We start from the raw sequence: 23,970 nt of genomic DNA, 5'->3' as shown, positions 1-23,970 counted from the left end.
GTTACAAAAACAAGATGGGACTTTTTTTTTCAAAGCTAGATTAAATCAGCTCTCATTATTCATTTTCTTCAATATGGTGCGATTTAGAATAATTTCGCCATTTTTCGATACAATCCTTAAAATCATCCGGAAGTTCGGTATCAAAACGCATCATTTTACCCGTATTAGGATGCACAAATCCAAGCGTTTTAGCATGTAAAGCCTGTCTTGGCAAAGCCTTAAAACAGTTTTCTATAAACTGCTTGTACTTAGTAAAAGTAGTTCCTTTCAAAATCAAATGACCACCGTAACGCTCATCATTAAACAACGGATGACCTATGTGTTTCATGTGAGCTCTAATTTGATGTGTTCTTCCGGTTTCTAAAATACAGGAAACCAAAGTTACATAACCAAAACGCTCCAAAACCTTATAATGTGTAATAGCAGGTTTTCCAATTTCAGGGTCGGCAAAAACAGCCATTTGCATGCGGTCTTTTAGGTGTCTTGCTAAATTCCCTTCGATGGTTCCGCTATCATCAGCTACATTTCCCCATACCAGAGCCACATACTCCCTTTCGGTAGTTTTAGCTTCAAATTGTTTAGCCAGATGTGTCATCGCAGCTTCGGTTTTAGCAATTACTAACAAGCCCGAAGTATCCTTATCAATTCGATGTACTAGTCCAGGACGTTCGCTGCTGTTCATTGGTAAATTCTCAAAATGAAACGCCAAAGCATTCACTAAGGTTCCGGTGTAATTTCCATGTCCCGGATGCACCACTAATCCCGGTTCTTTATTTACCAATAATAAAGCATCATCTTCATAAACAATATTCAACGGAATATTCTCCGGAAGCACATGATTTTCAAACGGTGGATGCGATAACATTACCGTTACTATATCAAAAGGTTTTACTTTATAATTAGATTTTACCGTAGCATTATTTACAAAAATATTACCATCGGTAGCGGCATTTTGTATTTTATTTCGGGTGGCATTAGGGATTAAACCCATTAAATATTTATCAATTCGCAATAATGCCTGCCCTTTGGGAACTTCAAATTTATAATGCTCAAATAATTCCTCTTCCTCTAATTCAATCGACTCAATATTATTGTTCATTTGGCAATTCTTCTGTTGGTTCAGCAACTACAGTACTATCTGTTTCACTGGTAATATCTTCTTCGTAACTCGCTTTTCCGTCTCCTAAAACCAAGTCAATTTTAGATGACTTCAACACTCTGTCACCTGGTTTTATATTTCTTCCTTTGTAACGCATTTCAAGAACCATATCTTTTCCAAGGTTAGGAATATAAGTAATTGTACCTTCTTCCAATCCTAATGCTCTTAATGTTGGCAAGGCCTCACGATAGGTCTTTTCGATTAAATTAGGAACTTTAACCGATGAAAAACCCGAACTATTAATCTTAATATATACTTTTCTTCCCTCTTTTACCTTAGCACCCGGAATTGGATCCTGCTGAACAACACTGTATTTTGGATAATCACCTCTGTAATCTACACTATCAAGTAATACATAATCTAAATCCAATTCGTCCAATTTCTCTTCCACCTGTTCTTCTGTCAATTTTCTCAAATCAGGTACTGTGATTTCATTTCCATGATCGGTAGTAAAAGTCAACCAGTGCATAAAAAGATAACCCAAAACGGCAATGATTAAAGCAGCAAGAAAAACCTGTGTAAAAAACACACGACTAGTAAGGTATTTACGTAAACTCATAAATTTAATTTTTTCAAAGGTCACAAAGATAAAGCTATTTCGTTTCAAAAAAAATGATAATTTTGTTTAATCTAGCTTCTGTTCTGGCATATTTTATTTCAGGAGCTTTTACCCGCTATTCGTTACAATCTTTTTATCCCTAAAAAATCCGGATAAAAAGGATTTTCACTTCTATCGGGGCTAAAAAAAAACATTTTTTACAATACATAACGAGATTACATGAAAAACATTGCCATCATCATGGGCGGCTATTCCAGTGAGTACAAAATTTCACTTATTAGCGGTAACGTAGTTTACAAATTCTTAGACAAATCAAAATACAATGCGTTTCGCATCCATATTTTCAAAGAAAAATGGGTTTATGTTGACGATACTGATGTTGAATTCCCAATTGACAAAAATGACTTTTCGGTAACAGTAAACGGAAACAAAATTAGCTTTGACTGTGTTTTCAACGCTATCCACGGAACTCCGGGCGAAGATGGTTTAATGCAGGCTTATTTTGAACTATTAGGTATTCCGCAAACCTCTTGCGATTATTACCAATCGGCATTGACATTCAATAAAAGAGACTTACTTTCGGTATTAAAACCATACGGAATTAAAACTGCCATTTCTTATTACCTAAACAAAGGCGATGTAATCAATACCGCCGAAATCATCAATAAAGTAGGATTGCCTTGTTTTGTAAAACCCAATAAAGCGGGATCCAGTTTCGGAATTTCAAAAGTAAAAGCCGAAGCCGAATTGCCTACAGCCATCGAAACCGCTTACAAAGAAGACAACGAAATTATCATTGAAAGTTTCCTTGACGGAACCGAAGTTTCAGTAGGTGTTATCAATTACAAAGGAGAAATTATTGTCCTTCCAATTACCGAAATCGTTTCTGAAAATGATTTCTTTGATTACGAAGCCAAATACCAAGGAAAATCACAGGAAATTACCCCGGCGAGACTTTCTGACGAAATGACCCAAAAAGTCGGTGCTATTGCTAAACGTGCTTACGAGGTTCTAAAAATGAAAGGATTCTCACGTTCTGAATTTATCATTGTTAACAACGAACCGCACATGCTCGAAATGAACACCATTCCGGGATTAACCACCGAAAGTTTAATTCCACAACAAGCTGCTGCAGCCGGAATTTCACTAGAAGACTTGTTTACTAATGCGATTGAGTTGGCTTTGGCCAATTAAAAACATACATAATTATTTTTGCCACAGCTTTAAAAGATTAGCACAGATTAATCTTTTAAAGCTGTGGCTTTATTTTTTAACACCTCAATATGTCATTGCGAGCGACAGCGTGGCAATCTCATCCAGTAACTCGACAAAGTATTCAAGCTGTTTACTCATCTTTGTGAACACAATTTATGTATCGTCCCTACAGGACTTTAAAATACCCCCTTATTATTTTCTCCGAAATAAATTTCGGAGCTACAAAATAGCCCGTTCCTACGGAACTTCATTATAGGTCTGAGTAAAATCAGGTGTATCCTTACCACAATTTACTTCCTCAATCTTGTCATTCCGACGCAGGAGGAATCTCATACAGTAACTCGACAAAGTATTAAAGCTGTTTACTCATTTTATAGGTAAAAATTGTAAATCTTCGTTATCGGGTTATGTAATATTCACCTATCTTTTTTGTAGTCGCTTTTTACTTTTTGAATTTCATCATTCATTTTTGCTTCCCAATTTTTACCATTTCTTTTTTCTAAATAAGGCTTTACGATAATTTCATACTTTTTTTGAGCTTCTATTGCTTTATAATCAACTATACAACCAGTATTAAAATAAATTATTCCGTATTTTTTTCTAATACTATCAATTTTATCATAAGTGTTCTTATCATATTCAGGTACAGGTAAACCTCCTGCAAATTTGAAAGTTACTTTGTCATTTTTTACATCTTTTTTTGCTTGCTCAATATATTCGTTTTCAATTTTTCTCAATTCAGACTTGTTTTTTGCAAATGTTGAAATTGTATAGCAAAAAGTATAAAGTAAAATCAGGACATTTAGAACCAAAAGGATTTTTTGAAATTTATTTCCATAACTCATTTTTTTGAGTGGAAACAAAGCAAAAATTAGTGAAAGAATAACCATCCCTAAAAATAAGAAAAACATTTTTTCCCATTCAAGTATATATATGACTTCCCATATATCAATTATCATTGGATAGTTTATAAAATAAACTCCAAAAAAACTGACTAATAAAATTAAAGTCAAAGTGATTAAATTCCAAAATGTGATTTTATTTAACATTCTTTCGTATATATTAAAAAATATTCGTTCCTTTTCCAAAGTTTTACAACTTGTCTAAGCGCCATTTTTGCTATCAAATATATAAAATTTATCTTTCAAAAAACATTTTATTCCTAGTCACTAACAGCTCCAAAACATACCCCCAACTCCTAAAAAACTTTGTAACTTAGCAACTCAACACCTTAGAAACTTAAATAAATTTAAAAAATCCCCAATAGTTCGTCTATTTTCGAAACAAATAGCCATTTATTATGAACTTAACACAACTTCTAATTTCAATATTCTTCCTTTCTGGTTCAATACTGGCTCAAAATCCTGATAATAAAGAATTCGACATTCTAAACCAATCAAAACAATGGCAACTGCAATTTAAAGACAGCGGAACTAAAGACTGGCAATCCAAATGGTTTCTGGACGGGCTCGAAGCCACTATCAAAAACACTAAAGCAGGAATGCTTTTTAATGCCGGAACTAAAGCCGGAACCGATACTGACCATGCGGTATTATGGACTAAGAATTCTTTTAAGGGAAATGTAAAAATGGAATTCAGCTTTAACAGAAAAGATACCGAAACCAAATGGGCTATTATTTTATATCTCCAAGCAACCGGCACAGGCCTTGCCCCTTACGTTGAAGACATTTCAAAATGGAATAATCTAAGAACGATTCCGGCAATGAAAACCTATTTTACTAATATGAAAACTTTGCATATTAGTTATGCTTCTTTTGAAAATGATAATACTGACAGCAAAAATGATTACATCAGAGTGCGTCAATATCCAGTAATTATAGGACAAAATTTCAACACCACAACCGAAATCCCAAATCCTTATTTTGAAACCGAATTATTTAAAACGGATGAAACTTATAAAATTACATTAATCAAAACCAAAGCAAAACTCTATTTCAAGGTTGCTGGAAAAAACAGTTCCAAATTATTCTCATGGGATCTTAGCAAAAAACCTGAACTTCTGGAAGGTCGAATTGGTTTCAGACAGATGGCAACCCGTTCAGCCTTGTACAAAGACATTTTGATTTACACAATTAATTAGTGTTCAGAAATTAATATCGTATTTTAATAAAGTCTTAAATATCAATTTTTACCACAGATTTACACAGATTATCTTTAGAAATCTTTTTAATCCTTCAAATCTGTGGTAAAAAGGATTCTTAATAATTGTTGGTGTATTTTTATATTTCGACAATATATCTTTCTAATTAAGTGAGAAAATTACACTTTATAACTAAAAAAACTTAGATTTGTAATTCACTATTACCAAACCATTATATTATGAATTATAAGATTACTAAATGCTTTCTGGCATTACTACTACTACTATTTAATACAGCTACTTTTGCCCAAAAAATCGAACAATTTTTTCCTTCTAAAGATTTGACTTCAGTGGGAGTGTATTATTACCCTGAACATTGGGATCCTGCACAATGGGAGCGCGATTTCCAAAACATGGAAAAAATGGGATTTGAGTTTACTCATTTTGGGGAATTTGCCTGGGCACAACTCGAACCCGAAGAAGGCAAATATGATTTTAAATGGCTGGATAAATCCTTAGAACTGGCTAAAAAATACCATCTCAAAGTCATTCTTTGTACTTCTACCGCTACGCCTCCGGTTTGGTTGGTTCGCAAGCATCCTGATGTTTTAGCCACTATGGAAGATGGATCTAAAATGGATCATGGTACACGCCAGCATGCCACTTTCTCCAGCAATTATTATCGTTCTTATTCGATGAAAATGATTGCTGAATTAGCCAAAAGATATGGTAATGATAAAAATGTAATCGGATGGCAAGTGGATAATGAACCTCGTCGTTTTCTGGATTACGGACAAGATGCACACGAACGTTTTCGCAATTGGTTAAAAGAAAAATACAAAACCATCGATGTACTTAACGAAGCCTGGGGAAACAATTTCTGGAGCGGTACTTACAGTAGTTTTGACGAAATTAATATTCCGAAACATGCCATTTGGGGAATGAATCTACACTCCCAATTGGATCACTATCGTTTTGCTGATGATGAAACAGCGACTTTCCTGGACGAACAGGCTAAAGAAATCCGTAAATATTCGAATCCAAATCAATGGGTAACTTCTAATTACATTCCAATGTACGATGTAGGTTATGTAGGAGCCAGTAAAGAACTGGACTTTGTTTCTTATACCCGTTATATGGTTTATGGCAGCGATTTGGGCATTGGACCAAAAGGCTACCGCGTAGGCGATTATTCCCGAATTGCAATGTCTAATGATTTCTTCCGTCCTCTAAAAGGTGCTTATGGTGTAATGGAACTACAACCTGGACAAGTAAACTGGGGAAGTATTAATCCGCAACCTTTACCGGGAGCCATGCGACTTTGGTTGTGGCATGTTTTTGCCGGTGGCAGTAAATTTACCTGTACCTATCGCTATCGTGCGCCTTTGTACGGCTATGAGCAATACCACTACGGAATTGTAAGTACCGATGGAGTGACTCCTACAACTGGCGGATTAGAATTCAGCCAGTTTATCAAAGACATCAATACTTTGCGAAAAAAATACAATCCTAAAGCCCAATTGCCAAAGGAATATTTGCAACGCAAAACCGGAATTCTGTTCAATACCGATAACGTAATGGGAATTGATTTGAATAAACAAACCAACCAATGGAATACAATAGGTCATTTTACCAAATATTACAAAGCAGTGAAATCTTTTGGAGCAGCTGTAGATTTTGTTCGTGATACGACTGATTTTTCTAAATATCCGGTATTGATTGCACCTGCTTATCAAATGATTGACCAGCAAATGATTGATAAATTAACTGCTTATGCCCAAAACGGAGGAAACTTAGTATTGAGCTGTCGTTCAGGAATTCAAAACCGAAAAGGGCATCTTTGGGAAGCTAAATTCTACGAGCCGATGTGGAAATTAATTGGCTCCGAAATTGAATCCTATGATTTGTTAATGCCGCAATCACCTGACAAAATTAAATTTAACAATCAGGATTTTGATTGGGTTTCTTGGGGTGATTTATTAAAACCAAACAAAGGAACCGAAATCTGGGGAACTTACCAAGGTGATTTCTATGCCGGAACTGCTGCTGTAATTTCGCGTAAATTAGGTAAAGGAACCGTAACTTATATTGGTGTTGATTCGAAAAAAGGAGATTTGGAAAAACAGGTTTTGACCAAATTATACCAACAACAAAATATCCCGATTGAAAATTATCCAGAAGGAATATTAATAGAATACCGTGATGGTTTTGGAATCGCTGTAAACTATTCGGACAAAATTTACGAGATGAAACTTCCTGCGAATGCTGAGATTATCATTGGAACAAAATCCATGAAGACTGCTGATGTATTGGTTTGGAAACTATAAATACAATCTCAAATAAATACTAATAAATAAGGCTTCGTTATAAAAATCGAAGCCTTATTCTTTTATTACTCTATTACGTTTATTTCGCAAATAGTGTGATTATTTCCTTTTTCAATAGCTGATTTGGCTACAAATTTTACATACCTGGCATTAACTGCCGAAAAAAGTTTAATCTGTTCTATTGGATTATTTTTAATATTCGAAAACTCACCTTCAGATTGCCTGCTCCAATGTACATTATCCAAACTGGTAAAAAACTCATAATTAGCAATTAAATTAAGATGATGTCCCTGCTGTTTTGGCACATAAGAGAAACCTTTTATACTCATGATTGCTCCCATATCAATTATGACTTCTTGTGGTAATAGATGGGTTTCATTACCAAAACTCCAATCGGTCACTGGGTCTCCGTCTATAATTCGCTGTACATTAGTCATATCTCCACTGGAAACGGAAACTACTTTCCAATTTTCTTTTGACATGCCATACTTAGCTATTTCAATAGCACTACTCCTCTTTTCTAAGGTATCTATAGCTATGGCTTGTATTTTTACCGCTTTAGGGTATCGAAAAGGGGTTGTGTATAAAACACTCTTTGTTGATGGAACTGAGCCGTCAAGAGTATAGTAAATTCGGCTGCCTTGTTCGGATTTCATACGTACTAAGCCATTTTTATCTCTACTTATTTCAGGCATACGAACAAAAACAGCTGCATCAAAAGCCTGGATATTGGATAGCAGAATACTGGCTTTTGAGTCGGTAATATTCACTCGCAGTGCCGAAGCTACAACTCTGTCAAATCTTAAAATTCGTTTGTAACCAATAGTGGTTTGGCTTGCAATTGTTTTCCATTTTCCATCAATCTTAGCCTCAACGGTAAATGCTTTTACTCTTTGCCCCAGCTGTATGTACTCCTGAAGTAATAGTCTGTTAACCGCTGTTGGTTTTTTAAATTCAAATGCAATACTGGCCGTTTTCACTTCATCATCGGTAGCCCAGTAAGTGTTTTTATTGCCATCAATTGCGTTTTGAGGAGCATATTTATCATTGTTCCCTCTGTAATTATTAGCTGTTACTCTGGTTTTTGCCAGAACTTCGGTTCTAAAATCGGCTTTGATAGTTGCGGTAAATTCTTTTAATCTTCGAATATCATTCTCATTAATTAATCCTCTTTTATCAGGTGGTAAATTCAACAAAAGCGTAGCATTGCGACCTATGGATTTATAATAAATATCGACCATTTGGTCTAATGATTTCACTTTGTCATCTTCGGAAGCATGATAAAACCAACCTGGTCTAATGGAAACATCGGCTTCGCCCGGCACCCATTTTTCACCATCTTCATGCCCTGATGTGTATTCAGAATAATGTACTTTGCCTGCTAAATCGTCTTTTTGACGTAACAAACTCCAATTGGTTTCATTAGCAAAACCGTCCTCATTCCCTATCCATCTGGCTTCCGAAGGTCCTATCCCCCACACTAATGTTTTAGGAGCTATTTTATAAATCAATTGATAAGTTTCTTCCCAATCGTAATAGTCTAAAGTGTTTATTTTTCTGATTTCATTGGCACCACCATAATAGCCATCGCCACCATTGGCACCGTCAAACCACATTTCGAAAACCTCTCCGTAATTTGTCAATAACTCTTTTAGTTGGTTTCTAAAATAGCTTATGTATGCCGGTTTACCATAATCGGCATGATTTCTATCCCAGGGAGAAAGATACAAGCCTAATTTTAGACCGTACTCTTTACAGGCAGCGGCTAATTCTTTAACAACATCCCCTTTTCCGTTCTTCCAGGGAGCATTTTTTACAGAACGCTCAGTATATGCCGATGGCCACAAACAAAATCCATCGTGGTGTTTAGCAACCAAAATAATTCCTTTCATACCAGCCTCTTTTGCCACTCTCGCCCATTGACGCACGTCCAAAGCTGTGGGATTAAATAACTGAGGCGATTCGTCCCCAAAACCCCATTCTTTATTGGTAAACGTATTTAGCGAAAAATGGATAAAAGCATAGAATTCCATTTGCTGCCAATCCATTTGTTTTTGAGAGGGTACAGGACCAAATGGCTGTGGGGCTTTAATCGATTCCTGAGCGCTGACAGTCGATAATACTCCTAAAAAACAGAGTGAAAAAAGAAGCTGTTTCATCAAAATGATTATTTATAAAGTATGAATAAATATTGAAAAGATAAATTTAATACAAAACCGCTGTATGGTTAACACTATTTCGACCAACAACATTTTTAAACATATTTAGGTTAAACAAAGGAGTTCCTTTGCCAATCAATCCAGCCCGAAACCTTAAGATAAATAATACGGAAACAACAAAACCATGTACTAATTTGTAAGATTTATTTATGTATTAGCAAAAAATAAGCACTGACGTATATCAGATAAAACTAACCTGTTTTTTTTGGTAGATTGGAGTCATTTTGTAGCTTGTATGAACGATTTAACAGCTATGCCAAGACGATAATTTAAACATCAAAAACAATAAGTAAAAACAACAAACAAGACAAATGAAAAAACTATTAACAATCGTAATGACAGTTCTGACAGCAACTGTTTCCGGACAAAATTTTCAAGGTCAAATCGTTTACCAAAACACTTACACAAGTAAACTTCCAAACGTAACGTCCGAACAATTTTCAACAATGATGGGTTCAACACAAAACTACATCATCAAAGATGGCGACTACAAATCAAGTACTAACGGAACAATGTTTCAATGGCAACTTTATATCAACAAAGACAACAAACTTTACAACAAAATGTCAAACTCTGAAACTGTTTTCTGGAATGATGGTGCGACAAATCCTGATGGAATTTTAAAAATTGAAGTAAACAAAGGCGTTACAGAAGTTCTTGGTCACAAATGTGACGAAATTGTTTTGACTTGTAAAAGTGGAATACAGAAATATTATTTCAACTCTAAAATTAGCGTTGAACCTTCGATTTTTACAGGACATTTGTTTGGAAATTGGTATGATTATTTAAAAGTCGCAAAAGCATTACCATTAAAAATGGTTATTGAAAATGCCCAATTTACAATGACAAGCATTGCGACAGAAATAAAAGAAATGAAACTTGATGACAAAGAATTTCAACTATCTAAAAATACAAAGACAGTGAAAAGCCCATACTAACAAAAAAGAAAAAGACGCAAGCTGCTAACTCATTTTTTACATCAGGCAAACTAACGTGCAGAAATGGAGTTTTGTTATTCTACTCATAATTCAGTACTGGTTGGCAGTTTTGTGTTCCAATACCAATCAGAACGAAAATTCGGAAACATTAGCAATAAATAAAATATTATGGAATCATTAGCAACTGTAGAAATAATTTTAATTGTAGCAATAACAGTTTTGCCAATAGTTATTATCTTGATAATTAAGAAAAGAAAAAAACAATAATTATGACACAAAACGACCTAAAACTTGCAAATCAAGGACAACGAATTTTAAATGCCATTATCGATATGGTTACATTTTTAGTCATTTGGTTTTTACTTTCAATCGGACTTATGCTTTTAGAGCTTAATCAAACATACCCAGACGAAACGCACAAACAATTACCAATAATCCCAATTATCATTTTACTTCCGACTTTTTGGGGTTATTATCTTTTGACTGAGTATAAATTTCAAAGAACATTAGGAAAAGTATTAACCAAAACAAAAGTAGTTTCATCATCGGGTGACAAACCTACTTTAAAACAACTAATCTTTAGAACATTGAGCAGAAGCATCCCGTTTGAGTATTTTTCATATATAGTAACAGTTAAAGGAATACATGATAAGCTTTCTAACACAAGAGTGATTAAAAACTGACAAAACAGACACCGCTTTAGTAGCAGAAAGAAAACCTGCAACTAATAATTAGAATTTTACTGTCTTCAAAAAACTAAGAAGGAAAAACCTCTTGAATCGACCGCAGCGGACTAGCGGAATCACTGCAATACAACGACTATGAGTTTTTCGATAAACTATTTTTAAAACTCAAGAATTCCTTGTCCTCATTTTTATTCTAAACCGTTAAAAGCCTGCTAAAATTGGGTAATTGTTGTTTGTCTTTTTACTAAGTTCCTACCTTTGCCTGCTCATTTAGTTTACAAATCAGATAGCATAGTATGAAATTTAAAATTGACAAATTCGTCCTTTCGATCATTTTGGTAGTGCTTCTGGCCTATATTTTTCCTCAATTGGGCAGTACATCAAGTTCAATTCCTTTAGATAGTATTGCCAGTTTGGGCGTTTCGTTAATTTTCTTTTTCTACGGCCTCAAACTTAGCCCTGAAAAAATAAAATCAGGATTGAAAAACTGGAAATTACATCTTTTGGTACAAGTCTGCACTTTCGTGGTATTTCCGGTCATTATTCTGTGTTTTTACCCTTTAATCCACTCTGAATACGATAAAAATATTTGGCTTGCCTTTTTATTTTTAGCTTCCCTGCCTTCAACGGTTTCTTCATCGGTAGTAATGGTTTCCATAGCCAAAGGCAACATTCCTGCCGCCATTTTTAATGCCAGTATTTCGGGTTTAATCGGGATTATTGTTACCCCGCTTTGGTTGGGACTGTTCCTGAATACTACAACAAACAGTTATAATTTAGGAGACATTTATACCAAATTGATTATAGAAGTGGTAGTTCCGGTTATTTTGGGCTTGTTTTTACATCGTTTTTGGGGTAATTTGGCTCAAAAACACAATAACTACCTGACCTTATTTGACAAATCCATCATCCTATTAATTATCTACAAAAGTTTTGCCCACTCTTTTGAAGAAAATGTCTTTAGCGAAATTGATGCTTTTGCCATTATGACTATTGCAATAGCGGTCACTGTTTTATTTTATTTAGTTTATTTCCTTACGGGTTTTATAAGCAACAAACTTAGATTTAGTGCCGAAGATAAAATTACAGCTCAATTTTGTGGTACTAAAAAATCATTAGTCCACGGAACCGTATTTGCTAAAATATTGTTTCCAAATCCAAGTGTTATGGGGATTGTTCTGCTTCCCATCATGCTTTTTCATGCTTTACAAATTTTCATCATCAGCTTTATAGCCACTCATGCCGCTAATCGAAAAGAGGAAAATCCGATTTATTTAGACCTAAAATAACTCCTTGTTTTTCAAAGAAGTAAAACCCCAAACCAATAGTATTATTTCTTAACTTTATAAGTACAAAAACATTTGTTTAACTTCTAATTTTTGTACTCATGTATATTGTTCGAGAAATTTTTTATCTGCAATTTGGCCGTTATAAAGAAGCCAAAGTTTTGATTGATGAGGCCACCCAGGGTGGATTGTTTCCTCAAACAACCGGAAACAGAGTTTTAACTGATTTTACCGGAGAAAGCTACCGACTTATTTTTGAATCGTCTTATGCCACACTTGCTGATTTTGAACAAGAATTAGCAAGAGATATGGGAGTTGCAGACTGGAAGCCCTGGTACGAAAAATTCAAAGTTCTGGTTCGTCATTCTGAAAGAGAAATTCTCAAACAAATTGATATTAAAAAATTAATCAGTTGAATTGGAACAAAATCAGTATTTCTCTTTTGGATTATAAACAAGATTAAAACAACTTAACTATTGGAAAATTTAGCCTTATTTATTCTCTTAGCACTATTGGCAGAAATTCTGGGTACTGTGGGCGGATTTGGCTCTTCGCTGTTTTTTGTTCCTATTGCCAGTTATTTTTTAGATTTTCATTCGGTATTAGGAATCACAGCCTTGTTCCATGTATCGAGTAATATTAGTAAAATTGCTTTTTTCAGAAAGGGCTTTGATAAAAAACTGCTCATCTCCATAGGAATTCCGGCAGTAATCTTTGTAATTACCGGAGCTTTTATTAGCCGGTTTATTAATCCCAAAACACTCGAAACAGCACTGGCAATCTTCCTGATTGGGACTAGTTTAGTTTTTTTATTTTTTAAAAATCTGAGTATCAAACCCACTACAACAAATTCAATTTTAGGTGGTACTTTCTCAGGATTAATTGCAGGTTTATTAGGTACAGGAGGTGCCATTCGGGGAATGACTCTGGCAGCTTATAATCTTAAAATGGAAGTTTTTATTGCAACTTCGGCCATCATTGATTTAGCCATCGATTCCAGCAGAAGTATTGTGTATAGCTACAACGGCTATGTTCATAAACACGACATCTACCTCATCCCTATTCTGCTTTTGGTAAGCATAGCAGGTACTTTTATTGGAAAAAAAATATTAGAACGTATTTCGGAAACGCAATTCAAATCGATTGTACTGATTTTAATTTTGATTACAGGAATTGTAACGCTTTCTAAAGTGCTATTCAACTAAAAAAAAATGCAAATTAGATGTGCATTCGTATTAAAAAATTTTCACCATAAATTACACAAATAAACACAAATTAAACCCGTTATAATTACACGAATCTGCCAAAGGCAGATAGAAATTTGTGTTATTCAATTTTAATTTTATCAGAATTAGTGACAATTGGTGTAATTTATGTTCAACTTTTTTTAAAAACCAAAAAAAATCGCAAATTAGACACTCAAAAGTTAATGCTAATTTGCGATTTTATTTGAATAGAATAAGCACTATACCGTTTCTTCCTCTTCAGTAACAAATTCCATGTGGTCTTCTACCTCTGAAACAATTTCTGGCTTAGAAGCTTTAAGTGCATTGAACTTTTCTAATTGTTCCAACTCGTCTTCAGCACCACTGAAATAAGGGAAAACATCCAAAACAGCTGATTCAGAAATTGCAGGAATGGTATAATCGCCCATCGTACCTTTCATCGTATGTACCGTATTGTCATAAGCTTCTTTTACATCATTAGCCTGAACTAAAAAATACATATTGGTCTTGCGCTCTTTACCGCTTTCTTCATCATAAGCCAATAATGAAATTTTGGATTTAAACCAGCGATCGGCATTTTCAAAAGGATGAATTTCGGCATAATTAGCCACTTTAATATTGGCTATTTTAAACTCTTCACTCACATAAGCTTTCATCTCTTCATTGATTCTGCTCTCGGCCTCTGTGAAGGAAATTGCGTCAACCAAATAAATTTCGCCTACCATTTTTTGATTTCCTGTCTCGTCAGTTTTTCTATATTTTACTTTGCATTCGTACCAAATTGCGCTCATAATTTCTTTTTTTAAGGATGCCAAAGATAGATTTTAGAGCAAAATAAACATCAAATAAACAAAAATAGATATTCACAATTTTGAATCAAAAAAGCTATCCATTTTACTACGAAGCATTTAGCTTTTATTAAAATAAGCTGCTGAAAAAATCCTTAATTTTGTATTTCACAATAACTTTTCATGGATTTAGTTGCTCATTACAATCAATTGTTTACCGAATCGGCAGAGGCAATTTCGAATAATAATTATGTAATAGACCCTAAAATTGATGCAGAAAACGACAATCGTTTTGGGATTACTTTACTCATTCGCCCCCCGGAATCAATAAAAAATAAGATTCAGTCGTTTTTAAACGAACTTAAGAAAGAGGATACTGCTCAATATTATTATCCCAATTCGGATATGCACATCACCGTTTTATCTATCATTTCCTGTCATGACGGTTTTTCTTTAAGTCAAATCAATCCTTCTGCATATATTGCTGTCATCCATGAAAATTTAATTCACTTGAAGAATTTGGAAATTAATCTAAACGGAATTACAGCTTCCAATTCGACCATTATGATTCAAGGATTTCCAACGAATGAGAGTCTAAATTCATTTCGGGATTCGCTTAGAAAAGCATTCAAAAAAACTAATTTGGAACAAAGTATCGATAGTCGTTATACCTTATTTACTGCTCACATTAGTGTTTGTCGCTTTAGAAAACATATTACCGATACGACAAAACTCGTTTCTTTATTGGAAAAATACCGCAACGAGGATTTTGGAAAATTTGCAGTAAACCAACTCGAATTAGTCTATAATGACTGGTACCAAAGAAAAGAAAAAACGCAACTTTTGCATCAGTTTAGGATTCAAAAATAAAGGTCTTTGTTAGTTTAATGTTTCCTTCCATAATTCTATTTCTCCATAAAAGCCAAGCAACAAAACCAAACAAGCACAACAGAACCAACAACTTACCACATTAAAAACCTCTCAAAAAGACCGAATCAACTTTGTTAATATTACGTTAAAAAATAATTAAACAGCTGTTTAAATTAAACAGTTGTTTAATTTTGTACTGTAATTAAAAACAAATCCAATTGAAAACTGATTTTAACGAAAAGCAAATTCAAATTCTTCTGATAGCAGAAACGCTATTTGCCGAGAATGGATTCGAGGGAACTTCGATTAGAACGATAGCTAAGGAGGCCGAGATTAATGTCGCGATGGTTTCCTATTATTTTGGTTCGAAAGAAAAATTATTAGAAGCATTGATTGTTTATCGAACTTCTGATTTAAAAATTCAAATAGAAAATCTATCTGTTGAAGATTTAGACCCTATTGAAAAAATTGACAAACTGATTGAACTGTACGTCAACCGTATTAGATGCAATAAAGGGATTTACAGAATCTTACATTTTGAATTTGCAACAGAAGAAAAAGAGGATAAATTGAAAGTTCTGAACGAAGTAAGGGATCGAAATTTAAAATCATTGGAAACTATAATTCGGGAAGGACAACAAAAAGGTATTTTCAGAAAAGATGTTATCATTCCACTGATTCCTCCCACAATTATGGGTACATTTTTCCACTTTAGTATGAATAAAGCTTATTTCAAAAAACTGTTGGCTTTAGAAACCGACGAAGATTTCGAAAATTATATCCAAACAAAATTTAAAACGCACATCCAACAAACAATAAAAGCACTTCTAATATATGAAAGCTAGACAATTAATGCTTTTAGGGATTTTATTTCTAGGGATAAGCTCCACAGAAGCACAACAAAGAAAGAGTTTATCACTCAACGATGCCGTTCACTTGGCCTGGGAAAAGAGTAACGAAGTCAACTTAGCTAATGCCAAAGTAGCAACTAAAAAACACGAATTGCAATCGGTAAAAAACAACTTATATCCCGATTTAAAAGCTTCGGCACAATACCAACGATTGACAAAAGCTTCAGTTAATATAAAAAGCAATAGTAGCGACAGCGAATCAGCTAATAAAGCACCAAACGTTGACCAATTGGTTTTGGGACAAATTAATGCCACTTTGCCTATTTTCTCAGGCTTTAAATTAAAGAATAGCATTAAGGTTTCGGATAATTTGTATCAGGCTGAAACGGCTAATGCTTTGCAAACCAAAGAAGAAACAGCAATGAAAGTCATCAACTACTATGCAGCCTTGTACAAAGCACAAAAAACAGTTGAATTGCTGAACGAAAATTACAAAAGTGCCGAACAACGTGTTAAGGATTTTACAGAATTAGAAAAAAACGAAATTGTTCCTAAAAACGATTTGCTAAAAACACAATTACAACTTTCTAAAGTACAACTGTCTTTAGACCAGGCCAAAAGTAATTTAAGTGTTATAAATTATGAATTGACCAATTTCCTGAAACTGGATCCTAAAACTGCAATTGAAATTAAAGAAAGTGATTTCTACAATTTTGAAACAAATAACATTCCCATAGATGAAAATCCGGCATTGGAAAACCGTAAGGATTTAGAAGCAATCCGCCTTCAGGAAAAAGCAAGTCAGGCCAATATTAAAGTAGCTAAAAGTGGCTACTACCCTTCCCTTTCATTAATTGGCGGATACACTACACTTGATTTAAAAAATGTTGTAACGATTCAAAACGCAATGAATTTTGGAGTGGGAATTTCGTATAATTTGAGTGGTATTTTTAAAAATGCAACTGAGGTAAAAGTAGCAAAAAGTCAGGCCGAAGAATTACAGGCTTCGGAAATGATGCTTACCGATTACATCAAAATTGAGGTACAAAAAGCAATTGAAGATTATGATTTGGCAATGAAACAAAAAAATGTTTACGCCCAGGCTGTAGAACAGGCAACTGAAAATTATAGAATTTTAAAAGACAAATACGACAACGGTCTTGCAGACACGAATGATTTACTGGAAGCCGATGTAGAACAACTCAGTGCAAAAATCAACAATACTGTAGCTAAGGCTGATGTAACTCAAAAATATTACAGGCTCCTGGCCGCAACAGGACAACTAAACCAAACCTTCAAGCTTTCTAAAATATAATCGATACCTAAAATGGAAAAGAAAAAAACAAACAAAAAATTTATCGTTATAATAGGTTCCTTAATTCTATTAGGCGTTGTATATGGTTCCTACAAATACATTCACTCTCTATCGCACGAAGGAACAGATGATGCGCAGATAGAAAAATACATGACACCAATAATCCCGAGAGTTTCGGGTTATGTAAAAAAAGTCTATATCAAAGACAATGATTTTGTAAAAAAAGGAGATACGCTGTTTACCATTGATCAGAGAGATTACCAATTAAAGATTGACGAAGCTACAGCTGCATTGGCAGCCGCCGAAGGAAATTTTGAAGTTTCAAAAGCAGATGTGGGTAGTATTCTGGCTAATATTTCGGTATCGGATGCCAATGTAAAATCGGCAGGCGGAAATATTCAATCCGCTAAAATCAAATTAGGTTTGGCAACCAATGATTTCAACCGCTACAGCAATTTATATAAAAACCATACGATTACCAAACAGCAATACGAGCAAGCTTTGGCCGCCAAACAGGAAGCCGAAAATCAGGTGCGTATTTTACAACAACAAGAAAAAGCAAGTGCTTTTCAAAAATCGGTTATTCAGGCAAAATCAGTTGTTTCCAACAAAGAAACCGATGTGGCTGCTGCCAATATAAAAAGAGCACAAGCCTTGTTAGAATCAGCTAAATTAAACTTAAGCTATACCGTAATTACAGCAGCTATTGACGGACAGGTTTCTAAAATTGATATTCAACCGGGACAATTAGTACAACCGGGACAATCTTTGTTTTACATTATCAACAACAACGAAGCATGGGTAATTGCTAATTTCAAAGAAACACAGTTAAACAAAATGGTAGCTGGTCAAAAAGTAGCCCTAAAAGTAGATGCTTATCCTGATTATGAATTCACAGGAACCATTACTTCATTTTCTCCGGCAACAGGATCTCGTTTTTCAATTTTACCTCCGGATAATGCAACCGGAAATTTTGTAAAAACAATCCAACGTTTGCCTGTAAAAATTAGTATTGATGCTGGCAACGACATTGAAAAAGTGAAACTATTACGTCCGGGAATGAATGTGGATGTAGATGTACATATAAAATAAAAATGGTACTAGCAGACGACGATTTAGTAGAATATGGCTTTAGAAGAGTTATCATAACAATTACAGCAGTACTTTGTGCACTGCTGGAAATTGTAGATACCACTATTGTCAATGTGGCTTTGACCAATATGCGAGGAAGCCTTGGAGCCACTTTAACGGATGTTGCCTGGGTGATTACGGCCTATGCCATTGCAAACGTTATTATCATCCCAATGACAAGCTGGCTTTCGCAGCAATTTGGAAGACGTAATTATTTTGCTGTTTCGATTGTAATATTTACGGTTGCTTCTTTTTTATGTGGAAATGCAACGAATATTTGGGAATTAGTAGCCTTCCGATTTGTTCAGGGCTTAGGTGGTGGTGCTTTGCTGGTAACAGCACAAACCATCATTACCGAAAGTTATCCTATTGCCAAACGTGGAATGGCACAGGCTATTTACGGAATGGGTGTAATTGTAGGCCCTACCCTTGGTCCGCCATTAGGAGGTTATTTAGTAGATAATTTTTCATGGCCCTATATTTTTTACATCAATATTCCTCTGGGAATTATTGCTACGCTTTTAACTTTGAGCTTTGTGAGAAGTCCAAAATATGGTGAAAAATTAAAATCGAATCAGGTCGATTGGTACGGAATCATTCTTTTAGCAACTTTTATTGGTTCGTTACAATTTGTTTTGGAACACGGCCAACAAGACGATTGGTTTAACAATAATCTGATTTTAAGCTTAAGTATTATTTCATTATTTGGATTAATCCTTTTTATCTGGCGACAATTGGTTTACAAATATCCAATTGTGAATTTAAGTGTATTAAAAGACAGTAATTTAAGAATTGGAACCATTATGAGTTTTATTCTTGGATTTGGGCTCTATGGTTCTACGTTAATTATTCCTATCTATACCCAATCTCTTTTGGGATGGACTGCTACCGATGCCGGTTTATTATTAATTCCGGGATCGATAACTACAGCCATTATGATGCCGTTTGTGGGTAAAATGATTCAGAAAGGTGTTCCGCAAGGTTATATGGTGGCTGCCGGTTTCTTTGCTTTCTTTATTTTTACCTTGATGATGTATTATAACATGACTCCGGATACAGGAGTAGAACACATGTACTGGCCTTTAATATTGAGAGGAATTGGATTAGGACTACTTTTTGTACCTATTACCACTTTATCACTTTCTACTCTAAAAGGAAAAAACATTGGCGAAGGAGCGGCTTTTACCGGAATGATGCGACAACTGGGAGGATCTTTTGGTATTGCTATTATTACCACTTTTATCACCCGATTAACACAAACACATCGTGTAAATCTGGTTGCCAATTTGGATGGCAGTAAATTAGAAGTACAACAACGTCTGAACCAGTTACAGCAAGGTTTTATGGCTAAAGGCTATTCGATTAACGAATCTTTGAAAAAAGCATACGAAGTACTTGATTTTTCGGTTATCAAACAAAGTACGGTATTGGCTTATATGGATATTTTTCTATATCTCGGATTACTGTTTTTGTGCTGTATTCCTTTTATTTTATTAATTAAAAAAGGAAAAAACAAAATTAATGCAGCCGATGCAATGCACTAAAAAAACTGATACAAAAACAAAACTGCCCCCAAAAAGTCATCACTTATTGGGGGCAGTTTTAATTTAAAGTATTTTATTATAAATTGATATTTAATCCTAATTTAAAGTTTCTTCCTCTAGTACTGAAACCTCTGGCTTCAACAAAATCCTTATTCAAAATATTTTCTGCAGATGCAAAAACATTAAGTCTGTTTTTAATAACAACATAACGAATATTTGCATTTACCAATTGGTAATCTTTCAATATTTCTGAATTAATAATTGTTTCATAATCAGGTGCCGGACCATAAGTACTGTATTCAGTATATCTATCCGAAACAAATTGATAAGTTGCACTAAAAGCTAAACGTTCAGTTGCCTGAATATCCAATCCTGTATTTACTTTGTGTTTAGGATTTAAAATTCTGGACTGTCTTTCCATTTCTGTAAAAGTATAGTTAGCATTCCATTTTATTCTACTATTTAATTGATACGAAAACATAGTTTCAATTCCTCTTGCCTTATTCACACCAGAAACACTAAAATATTTATATGTAACTAAGTCAAAACCTATGGCATCTACTTCATCTCTCAAAAATGCAATTGAAGTAAGTGTTAATTTTTTATTGAATAATTCAGCTTCAAAACCAGCTTCCAATGTTTTATCTTTCTCTGGAGATAAATTTACGTCTCCATAAGAAGAATACAATTGGTACAAACTAGGTGCAATAAAAGCAGTACTGTAAGAGGCTAATAATTTTATTGGCGTATTAGGTATTGAATACGATGGATTCAAATTAAAAACCCAATTATTCCCAAACTTACTATGAATAGTATAACGCAGACCTGCATTAAAATTAAACCCAAAATCAGAATTATAAACCACCGTTGTATAAGGATCAATCATATTAAATTTAGCCAATTCTTTAGGCAAATCAACATAATCACTCTTATTAGACATTTCATGAAATTGAAATTGAGCACCTGTTACAACAAACAGTTCCGGTAGAATACTATATTTATTAAATAAATCAGCATTAATACTTCTGGATTTGTAATACGAAAAACTTCCATAATTAAACAATGCCCTATCCATCACATTCGCACTGGAGTTAAGCACAATTTCGCCATTTGTATATTTATATTTTGGAGAAAAGCCTACTCTATATTGTTCAGAAGTTGCAAAATTATCCGGATTATCTGCAAATGAGCCTGAATCGAATTCATTTTTTATTTTATCATAATTAGCAAAGAAATCCAATGCTAATTTTTTATTTGGTGTAAAACCAAACTTCACAACAGAATTGATTCTGGAAAAACTATCCGCTTCAAAATTTTCTGTATCCAAAGCAGGTTTTGCTTCCGAAATCCCTGATGTCTCTGTACTATTCAAAGAAGCAAAATAATTGAACTTATCTGATTTCCCATTAAATGAAAATCCCTGATTAAAATCCTGAGCCGAATAATCCTTGTCTTTGGCAGCTGTTTGTGTACCCACATTCATATAAACGTTTCCTGCAATAGCATTCTTTGCTGCTTTTTTCAAAGTAATATTGATTACTCCAGTTGCAGCTCCCGAGCCATAAAGTGTACTCGCAGCCCCTTTCATTACCTCAATGCTTTGTACCTGATCAGCAGCAAGTAAACGCAAATCATAAGACAAACTAATTCCTGAGGCATCAGTAACAGGAACACCATCAATTAAAATTAAAACCTGATGTCCTCGTCCACCTCTAATAAAAACACCTAAATCTTTTCCGTTTCGGCTTTGATTTCCGTTAATTTCGACTCCGGCTACAGTACTTAAAACCTGAGCTATGGATTGCCCTGGTCTTTTTTTCAAATCATCGGCTGTAATTTTTACAATTACTTTTCCTGATTTTTCTTTTGGCAATGCAAATTTAGAATCCGAAATAACTACTTCCTCCAGTTCATTGGCTACTGGAAGCACAACTCCTTTTTTTTGCGCAAAAGCACAAGCACCTATTAATACGAATAACGCACTAATACGAACGATTTTTTTGTTCATTTTAAAAAACATTTAATAACAGTTTTTTACTGTTACATTACTAATAAATGGGAGAAAAGCATAGAATGACCCATACCCAAACCTTTTTTCCCGAAAGTTTGATACTCGATGTAGTAGGCAGGTCTCCTGGCTTGCGTCTTGTTGTTGACCTTCTCATCCGCCGCAGCGGACAATGGTTTTGTAGATAACAACAAGCTTTATAGCTTACAGTTGCGGGTACAGCTCAGGTATTTAACCTGATTCCCTTTTAATGTTATTTTTCGAATAGAAAAACAGCAACCTCAATACGGCGGCAAAGATAAAACTTAATTCAGCTAAAAATCAAATTTATTTATAGAACCATTCAAAAGAAAACAAAACAACTAAAAACCAGACAATTAAACTGTTTTTATTGAAGTTATAATTCCAGTTTTATAACATCTCCAAAATCGACTTTATTAGTAAAAGCATCTTTTAAAGGTAAATTAGAAATGGTACATAAGATACTTCTAATTACTCCGGCATGAGTAACAAGCACTATTGGTTTTGAGGTATTTTTAATAAAATCAGCAGTTAAAAAATCACTTACGCGATGATGTAAATCCACGAACGATTCGCCATTGGGAACGGCTACATTTACAAAATCGGTCATCCAGGGTGTAAAATCAGCTTCGGGAATAGCATCCCATTTTTTCATTTCCCAATCGCCAAAATGCATCTCCATCAATCGGGAATCGGTAATTATCGATGGGGCTAAATAATTTGCCAATTGAACACAGCGCAATAACGGACTCGAATAAACAATCGCATCAACAGGAATTTGGCTTTTAATATATTCAAACTGCTCCAAATAAGGTTCTTTCAAAGCCACATCGGTTTGTCCGTAACAAATGCCTTTTTCACAAACTGTTTCGGTATGACGCACTAAATAAACTTCCATAATGCAAAACTTGACAAATAAAAAACTACTTCACATACTTGCTGTGTTGCACCAAGACAATCCCCGGTATAGCCGCCTATCCATTTTTGGAAATAACGAGCCAGAAAAAATCGGAATAAGAAAACAGGAATTACAGCAAACAATATTTGCCAGTAAAAGAAAGAAAGTATCAAAAGAGGTAACAATCCGAAAAAGAAAGCACCAAATACTTCTCTCCAGGTATAACTTTGAGCTATAGGCTTGCTTTTGCTGGTTGCATCTTCTCTTGAATATTGATGGGTAAAAACTATAGAAATAGCTGCCAAGCGACTTAGAGAATGAGCTGTTATAAAGAAAAGTAAAGTTTCAATCCCAAAACTTCTTGACATATTCCAAATTCCAAAACCAAAATCTGGTATTTGAGCTTTATTTGTTAATTGAACCAAACCCTGAAATTTCAACAAGAAAAGTAAAACCAAACCAATAGCTCCATAAGCTCCAATGGCACTGTCTTTCATGATTAAAAGAATCTTTTCTTTAGTCCATCCGCCTCCAAAACCATCACAAACATCAGCAAAACCATCTTCGTGAAAAGCTCCTGTAACCAGAATACCGGCAATGATTGAGAGTATAACAGCAATTTCATTTGAAAAAACCAAAGCTGCAAAATAAAAAAAAACAAAACTAATACTACCTACTAACCAGCCAATTACAGGAAAATATCTCGAAGCTTTATTTAAATAATCGGGATGGTGATCTATATTTTTAGGACAAGGAATACGGGTGTAAAACATCAATGCTGTAAAAAATATATGGAGTTCTTTTTTCATTCTTTTTTTATAAATATTT

The 23,970-nt window shown here is 34.4% G+C and carries 21 protein-coding genes and 1 riboswitch; of the genes, 13 read left to right on the top strand and 8 right to left on the bottom strand.

The features are described from left to right. Window positions 1–55 precede the first annotated feature (55 nt). Together BIW12_RS12425 and BIW12_RS12420 are read right to left on the bottom strand one after the other, a co-directional pair. Complete coding sequence (locus BIW12_RS12425) at window positions 56–1,099, bottom strand: RluA family pseudouridine synthase (RefSeq protein WP_071185409.1); 1,044 nt, start codon at window positions 1,097–1,099, stop codon at window positions 56–58. Then, the gene (locus BIW12_RS12420) at window positions 1,089–1,718 is read right to left on the bottom strand and encodes a PASTA domain-containing protein (RefSeq protein ID WP_071185408.1); all 630 of its coding nucleotides are present in this window, start codon (window positions 1,716–1,718) and stop codon (window positions 1,089–1,091) included. The genes BIW12_RS12425 and BIW12_RS12420 overlap by 11 nt, the downstream gene beginning before the upstream one ends. Window positions 1,719–1,937: 219 nt before the next feature. On the opposite strand from BIW12_RS12420, the gene BIW12_RS12415 reads away from it, so the two are divergent. After that, a complete protein-coding gene (locus BIW12_RS12415) occupies window positions 1,938–2,912 on the top strand; it encodes a D-alanine--D-alanine ligase (protein ID WP_071185407.1) in 975 nt (324 codons plus the stop codon). Window positions 2,913–3,349: 437 nt separating this feature from the next. Here BIW12_RS12415 and BIW12_RS12410 read toward each other — a convergent pair whose 3' ends face one another. Then, window positions 3,350–3,982, bottom strand: a complete 633-nt coding sequence (locus tag BIW12_RS12410; RefSeq protein WP_071185406.1) for an FEKKY domain-containing protein — start codon at window positions 3,980–3,982, stop codon at window positions 3,350–3,352. A gap of 251 nt (window positions 3,983–4,233) precedes the next feature. Here BIW12_RS12410 and BIW12_RS12405 point away from each other — a divergent pair, with 251 nt between their 5' ends. Both BIW12_RS12405 and BIW12_RS12400 read left to right on the top strand, forming a co-directional pair. Continuing rightward, window positions 4,234–5,034 (top strand): DUF1961 family protein, encoded by an 801-nt coding sequence (locus BIW12_RS12405; protein WP_071185405.1) that lies wholly within the window; start codon window positions 4,234–4,236, stop codon window positions 5,032–5,034. A 239-nt stretch (window positions 5,035–5,273) separates the two neighbouring features. Further along, window positions 5,274–7,361 (top strand): beta-galactosidase, encoded by a 2,088-nt coding sequence (locus BIW12_RS12400; protein ID WP_071185404.1) that lies wholly within the window; start codon window positions 5,274–5,276, stop codon window positions 7,359–7,361. A 65-nt stretch (window positions 7,362–7,426) separates the two neighbouring features. Here the strand turns inward: BIW12_RS12400 and BIW12_RS12395 are convergent, their stop codons facing one another. After that, the gene (locus tag BIW12_RS12395; protein WP_071185403.1) at window positions 7,427–9,520 is read right to left on the bottom strand and encodes an alpha-L-fucosidase; all 2,094 of its coding nucleotides are present in this window, start codon (window positions 9,518–9,520) and stop codon (window positions 7,427–7,429) included. Window positions 9,521–9,891: 371 nt separating this feature from the next. Here BIW12_RS12395 and BIW12_RS12390 point away from each other — a divergent pair, with 371 nt between their 5' ends. The 5 genes from BIW12_RS12390 to BIW12_RS12365 all read left to right on the top strand — a co-directional run bounded on the left by BIW12_RS12390 (window position 9,892) and on the right by BIW12_RS12365 (window position 13,695). Beyond that, window positions 9,892–10,518, top strand: a complete 627-nt coding sequence (locus tag BIW12_RS12390; protein WP_232227091.1) for a hypothetical protein — start codon at window positions 9,892–9,894, stop codon at window positions 10,516–10,518. Between the two features lie 269 nt (window positions 10,519–10,787). Next, a complete protein-coding gene (locus tag BIW12_RS12380; RefSeq protein ID WP_071185400.1) occupies window positions 10,788–11,201 on the top strand; it encodes an RDD family protein in 414 nt (137 codons plus the stop codon). Between the two features lie 299 nt (window positions 11,202–11,500). Then, entirely contained in the window at window positions 11,501–12,493 is a 993-nt protein-coding gene (locus tag BIW12_RS12375; RefSeq protein ID WP_071185399.1) for a bile acid:sodium symporter family protein, read from the top strand. Between the two features lie 98 nt (window positions 12,494–12,591). Then, on the top strand, window positions 12,592–12,906 hold the full coding sequence (locus BIW12_RS12370; protein ID WP_071185398.1) for a hypothetical protein: 315 nt from the start codon (window positions 12,592–12,594) through the stop codon (window positions 12,904–12,906). A gap of 60 nt (window positions 12,907–12,966) precedes the next feature. Further along, window positions 12,967–13,695: a sulfite exporter TauE/SafE family protein gene (locus tag BIW12_RS12365; protein WP_071185397.1), complete on the top strand. Its 729-nt coding sequence runs from the start codon at window positions 12,967–12,969 to the stop codon at window positions 13,693–13,695. A 260-nt stretch (window positions 13,696–13,955) separates the two neighbouring features. Here the strand turns inward: BIW12_RS12365 and BIW12_RS12360 are convergent, their stop codons facing one another. Next, window positions 13,956–14,507 carry a DUF4494 domain-containing protein gene (locus tag BIW12_RS12360; RefSeq protein WP_071186388.1) on the bottom strand — a complete coding sequence of 184 codons (552 nt, stop codon included), beginning with the start codon at window positions 14,505–14,507 and terminating at the stop codon, window positions 13,956–13,958. Window positions 14,508–14,687: 180 nt separating this feature from the next. Here BIW12_RS12360 and BIW12_RS12355 point away from each other — a divergent pair, with 180 nt between their 5' ends. From BIW12_RS12355 to BIW12_RS12335, 5 genes are all read left to right on the top strand, one after another. Then, window positions 14,688–15,374, top strand: coding sequence for a 2'-5' RNA ligase family protein (locus BIW12_RS12355; RefSeq protein WP_071185396.1), 687 nt, complete (start codon window positions 14,688–14,690; stop codon window positions 15,372–15,374). 218 nt (window positions 15,375–15,592) lie between these two features. Next, complete coding sequence (locus tag BIW12_RS12350; protein ID WP_071185395.1) at window positions 15,593–16,219, top strand: TetR/AcrR family transcriptional regulator; 627 nt, start codon at window positions 15,593–15,595, stop codon at window positions 16,217–16,219. Beyond that, window positions 16,209–17,540: a TolC family protein gene (locus BIW12_RS12345; protein WP_071185394.1), complete on the top strand. Its 1,332-nt coding sequence runs from the start codon at window positions 16,209–16,211 to the stop codon at window positions 17,538–17,540. The genes BIW12_RS12350 and BIW12_RS12345 overlap by 11 nt, the downstream gene beginning before the upstream one ends. Before the next feature lie 12 nt (window positions 17,541–17,552). After that, a complete protein-coding gene (locus BIW12_RS12340; RefSeq protein WP_071185393.1) occupies window positions 17,553–18,632 on the top strand; it encodes an HlyD family secretion protein in 1,080 nt (359 codons plus the stop codon). Window positions 18,633–18,634: 2 nt separating this feature from the next. Further along, a complete protein-coding gene (locus BIW12_RS12335; RefSeq protein WP_071185392.1) occupies window positions 18,635–20,215 on the top strand; it encodes an MDR family MFS transporter in 1,581 nt (526 codons plus the stop codon). Between the two features lie 76 nt (window positions 20,216–20,291). On the opposite strand, the gene BIW12_RS12330 is transcribed toward BIW12_RS12335, so the two are convergent. From BIW12_RS12330 to BIW12_RS12320, 3 genes are all read right to left on the bottom strand, one after another. Next, entirely contained in the window at window positions 20,292–22,223 is a 1,932-nt protein-coding gene (locus BIW12_RS12330; protein WP_071186386.1) for a TonB-dependent receptor plug domain-containing protein, read from the bottom strand. 99 nt (window positions 22,224–22,322) lie between these two features. Then, window positions 22,323–22,523: riboswitch (cobalamin riboswitch) on the bottom strand. 97 nt (window positions 22,524–22,620) lie between these two features. Then, entirely contained in the window at window positions 22,621–23,142 is a 522-nt protein-coding gene (cobC, locus tag BIW12_RS12325; protein ID WP_071185391.1) for an alpha-ribazole phosphatase, read from the bottom strand. Further along, window positions 23,127–23,951 carry an adenosylcobinamide-GDP ribazoletransferase gene (locus tag BIW12_RS12320; RefSeq protein WP_071185390.1) on the bottom strand — a complete coding sequence of 275 codons (825 nt, stop codon included), beginning with the start codon at window positions 23,949–23,951 and terminating at the stop codon, window positions 23,127–23,129. The genes cobC and BIW12_RS12320 overlap by 16 nt, the downstream gene beginning before the upstream one ends. Between the last annotated feature and the right edge of the window lie 19 nt (window positions 23,952–23,970).

Origin of the sequence: Flavobacterium commune (assembly GCF_001857965.1) — a bacterium.
GTDB lineage: Bacteria > Bacteroidota > Bacteroidia > Flavobacteriales > Flavobacteriaceae > Flavobacterium > Flavobacterium commune.
This window is presented reverse-complemented; position numbering and strand designations above follow the sequence as displayed.